Source organism: Neorhizobium populisoli (assembly GCF_019430945.1).
Taxonomy (GTDB): domain Bacteria; phylum Pseudomonadota; class Alphaproteobacteria; order Rhizobiales; family Rhizobiaceae; genus Neorhizobium; species Neorhizobium populisoli.
Map to the genome: position 1 here is coordinate 1 of NZ_JAHYCB010000045.1, position 3,871 is coordinate 3,871.

The 3,871-nt window shown below is 57.9% G+C and carries 4 protein-coding genes and 1 pseudogene; 1 reads left to right on the plus strand and 4 read right to left on the minus strand.

Annotated elements, in window-relative coordinates; translation table 11 throughout:
- Positions 1-142 precede the first annotated feature (142 nt).
- Positions 143-1,251 (plus strand): IS3 family transposase gene (locus KX729_RS33275; RefSeq protein ID WP_219746691.1). Its coding sequence is split into 2 segments (ribosomal slippage): positions 143-395 and positions 395-1,251, totalling 1,110 coding nucleotides; the frame shifts between segments, so codons are not numbered across the junction.
- Positions 1,252-1,506: 255 nt separating this feature from the next.
- Here the strand turns inward: KX729_RS33275 and tnpC are convergent.
- The 4 genes and pseudogenes from tnpC to KX729_RS33290 form a co-directional block, all read right to left on the minus strand.
- Positions 1,507-3,096 carry an IS66 family transposase gene (gene tnpC / locus KX729_RS33280; RefSeq protein WP_219746692.1) on the minus strand — a complete coding sequence of 530 codons (1,590 nt, stop codon included), beginning with the start codon at positions 3,094-3,096 and terminating at the stop codon, positions 1,507-1,509.
- Between the two features lie 53 nt (positions 3,097-3,149).
- Positions 3,150-3,503, minus strand: a complete 354-nt coding sequence (gene tnpB / locus KX729_RS33285; protein ID WP_219746693.1) for an IS66 family insertion sequence element accessory protein TnpB — start codon at positions 3,501-3,503, stop codon at positions 3,150-3,152.
- Positions 3,484-3,597, minus strand: a pseudogene (locus KX729_RS34190) (IS66-like element accessory protein TnpA); the annotation flags it as partial. The gene tnpB and the pseudogene KX729_RS34190, both read right to left, overlap by 20 nt.
- Before the next feature lie 58 nt (positions 3,598-3,655).
- Positions 3,656-3,871 (minus strand): transposase (locus KX729_RS33290; RefSeq protein WP_219746694.1); only part of this gene is annotated, 216 nt, incomplete at its 5' end.

Sequence of the window (3,871 nt, forward strand, 5' to 3'; positions counted from 1 at the left end):
AGAATGAACGCCTTCTGGGCGTCCGAAAACTTCGATGCCTTCATCACTTCCGCTCCTGTTCCCAGCCGGGAATTTAACGCGGAAAACTCCAGTTATGAACGATCCAGTTTTTGGGGATCAGAGCATCAAGGACACGGACGGAATGAAGCATTCACGGTTCACGGACGAGCAGATCATTGGGATATTGAAAGAGCAGGAGAGCGGCATGCGGACGGCCGACGTCTGCCGCAAGCACGGGATATCTGAGGCGACCTTCTACAAATACAAGGCAAAGTTCGGCGGCATGGAGGTGTCCAATGCCCGCAAGTTGAAGTCTTTGGAAGACGAGAACGCAAAACTGAAGAAACTGCTGGCCGAGACCATGCTGGACAATGCCATTCTGAAAGATGTCGCTTCAAAAAAGTGGTGACGCCCGATGTGAAGCGGGACGCGTTCGCAAGCTCACCTCATGTTTGCAGACAACATGGGGTGAGCCAGCGTCGGGCGTGTGAGGTTTTGTCCGTTGATCGGTCGAGTGTGCGATATCGTAGCATTCGACCGGATGACGCTGATATCCTTGAGGCAATGAAGCTGGTGGCGTCCGAGCGCCGTCGTTTCGGCTATCGCCGCATTCACGTCATGCTGGGTCGGCAGGGCATCATCATGAACCTGAAGAAACTGCGGCGTCTTTATCGCGAAGAGAAGCTGACGGTGCGCAAACGTGGTGGACGCAAACGGGCTTTGGGGACGAGACGCCCTGTGGCGTTGCCCTCGCGTGCCAACGAGCGATGGAGTTTGGATTTCGTATGCGACGCTTTCACAGATGGTCGTCGCTTTCGGGTTCTGGCCGTCTTCGACGACTTCACCCGCGAATGCCTGGCGCTGGTCGCCGACACGTCGCTCTCAGGCCGGCGGCTTGCGCGGGAACTCGATGCTGTCATCGCCCAACGAGGGAAGCCGCGAACGATTGTCTCCGACAATGGCACGGAGATGACCAGCATGGCCGTTCTGGAATGGTGCCAAAGCACTCACGTCGAATGGGATTACATCGCACCGGGCAAGCCGATGCAGAACGGCTTCGTAGAAAGCTTCAACGGCAGCTTCCGTGACGAATGTCTCAACAAAACACTGTTCTCGTCACTGACGCAGGCGAGGATCGAAATCACAGCATGGAAGGAGGATTACAATCGAAACAGACCACACTCTTCACTGGGCAACATCACACCCAATGAATTCGCGATGAAAATGGCTATGGAAAAACAGGCCGCATAAGGCCAGATTGAAAACCCAAGACTCTCCTGAAATTGGAGGGAAGATGGGTCCCAGGTCAGCATCCTTGACGCCGGTTCGAAGGGTCGTTCCACAACATCAATCTCCTTAAAAGGAGATGGCTATGCGCTGTGACTAACTGCGCAACGAAGAATGGGCCGTCATCGCACCACTTTAGCCGTAAGCGCGATTTTCTATGCGCATTGACGTAGGCGGCATCGCTGACCCGGCCCTCTTGCGTAGCGATATCCGGCTCTATCAGGCAGCGGAGGTTTTGGAGAAGTTGAACGGCAGCACGTCGCCAATGTCGGCCGCTTCGTCGCGCTGCGGCAGCTCAGTGAGCACATGGCGTAGCCAGGTGAGTGGGTCGATCCCACAGGCGCGGCAAGTGAGCATCAAACTGTAGACCACGGCGCTGGCCTTGGCTCCGTCAGCGGTGTCGCTGAACAGCCAACTCTTTCTGCCGGTGGCGAAGACCCGGATATCACGTTCCAGAATGTTGTTGTCGATCGGCATCCTGCCGTCGCTGATGTAGCGCGTCAGGTAATCCCATTGGTTCAGGGTGTAGGAGACGGCATCGCCTAGCTTGGTATCCGGTACGACCTTCGGCACGATATTGTCGAGCCACGACTTGAGTGCGTTCAGGACAGGTAGGCTGTGCTGCTGCCGGAAACGGCGAATGCAATCGGCCTGCGTTTCACCGGCGTCGGGCTTTTTGTCTCGCGCCTGCTTTTCGATCCTGTAGAGCTGCTCGAAGAACCGGAGCGCCTGCTCCGGCGGTCCGCCTCCATTCTTCCTAGTTTTGAGAGCATCGACGAAGCGCCGCCGCGAATGAGCCATGCATCCGACATGGGTTGCGCCATGCAATGTGCGCCAGGCTGTGTAGCCATCGCTCACCAATATGCCGCGGTAATCCCCGAGAAAGGTCTGCGGGTGGACCTGACCGCGGCCCGGTTGATAATCGAGAAGCACGATCGGCTCGGTACTGTCCTCGCTGCTGCGGTATGCCCACATGTAGGAGGTGCTGGTGGCTTCCTTGTTCTTTTCCTTCAGCACCTGAACCGTCGTCTCATCGCCATGAATGAGAGGCTGCGACTGAAGCCGCAACCTCAGCGCATCGTAAATGCGATGCAGATGCCTCTCGCTCGAACCTATCACCCAGTGCGCGAGAGCACCCCGGCTGATCGGAACGCCGGCCCGTTCGAACGTTTGCGCCACGCGGTAGAGCGGTGTGCCGTCGACGTATTTATGCACGAGCGCGAAGGCCAGCGTCGAGGCGGTGGCGATGCTGCCCGGCAATGGTTGCGGCGGCATCGGCGCGATCACGACAGGTGTGTTGATGCCGGTGCGGTCGCAGTGGCGACAGGCGTATTTGAACCGGACGTTCTGCAGGACTTTTGCGTTGACCTCGATATGGAGCTGCTCGGTAACGGCCTCGCCCATGCGATGCATTTGGCTGTTGCAGCACGGACAAGCCTTCTGATCGCTAGCAAGGTCGTATTCGACACGCTCGCGCGGCAGGTCTTCTGGTAGAGGTCTGCGGCCCCGCTTTTTACCCACGGCGCCATCGACTGCTGGCAGGCCTGTATCCGGGAGATCGGCGACGTCGTCGCCATGATCAGGATCATCCTTGTCTGCGGCCTCTTCGGCTTCGTTGAAGAGGCGATCGACGTGCTTTTCGCTGCGGGGCGCAAACCGATGCAGCCTTGCGAGCGCCAATTCTTCTTCCAGCTTGACGACCCGTTGCGAGAGCGCTTCCTTCTCAGCCTTCAGCGCAGCGATTTCGGCGGCATTTGCCGCCAACTGCGCCATCAGTTCCGCAACGCTCGGTTCGCCAGTTCGGGTCATCCCAGTTTTGAATCTGAACCGCCCCGTTGCGTCGACAGTTCAATTCGCCGCCTTCAACCGGCGATCTGATATTGCCGCACCGGATGACGGATCATCGCGTCGATATCAATCCCGTCGAGAATCCAGTGGAGCTGCTCGGTCGTCAGTGTAACCACCGCCACCTCTCGCCGCGGCCATCGGAACTTGTCTTCCGTCAACCGCTTCAGGATCAACACAAAGCCCGACCGATCGAAGAACAGCATCTTCACCCGGTCACGCCGGCGGTTGCAGAAGGCAAACACCGCGGGAGCAAACGGGTCCAGCGCCATCGTCTCCTGCACCAGGACCGCAAGGCTGTTGATGCCGGCCCGGAAGTCGATCGGCTCCCGATGCAGGTAGACCTTGAGATCAGCGCCCAGTCTGAACATGACCCAACGCTCCTATGATTGCGGCCAGCCCATTCTCATCGTCATACTCAACGGTCAGGCTGATCCCGTTCGGCAGGAGCGCACTCACCTTGGACGCCTGGCACGGCTTGCCCAACGGCGCGCTCTTCGTCACTAATACCAACCGTCATTGATCAGAACCCTTGTGCCCAGTTGCGCCTTCCGATCGACATTATCTTCCACGGTCGGTCCTGCAGTGTTCGCCAAGCGTAGCAGCAATGAGCGACGATATCCTCGTATGACTTGAAGACACGGTTTGAAAGCCAGTTATCCCGCATGAACTGCCAGATATTTTCGACAGGGTTCAACTCGGGCGATTTGGGCGGCAGTGGCAGGATGGTGATGTTTTC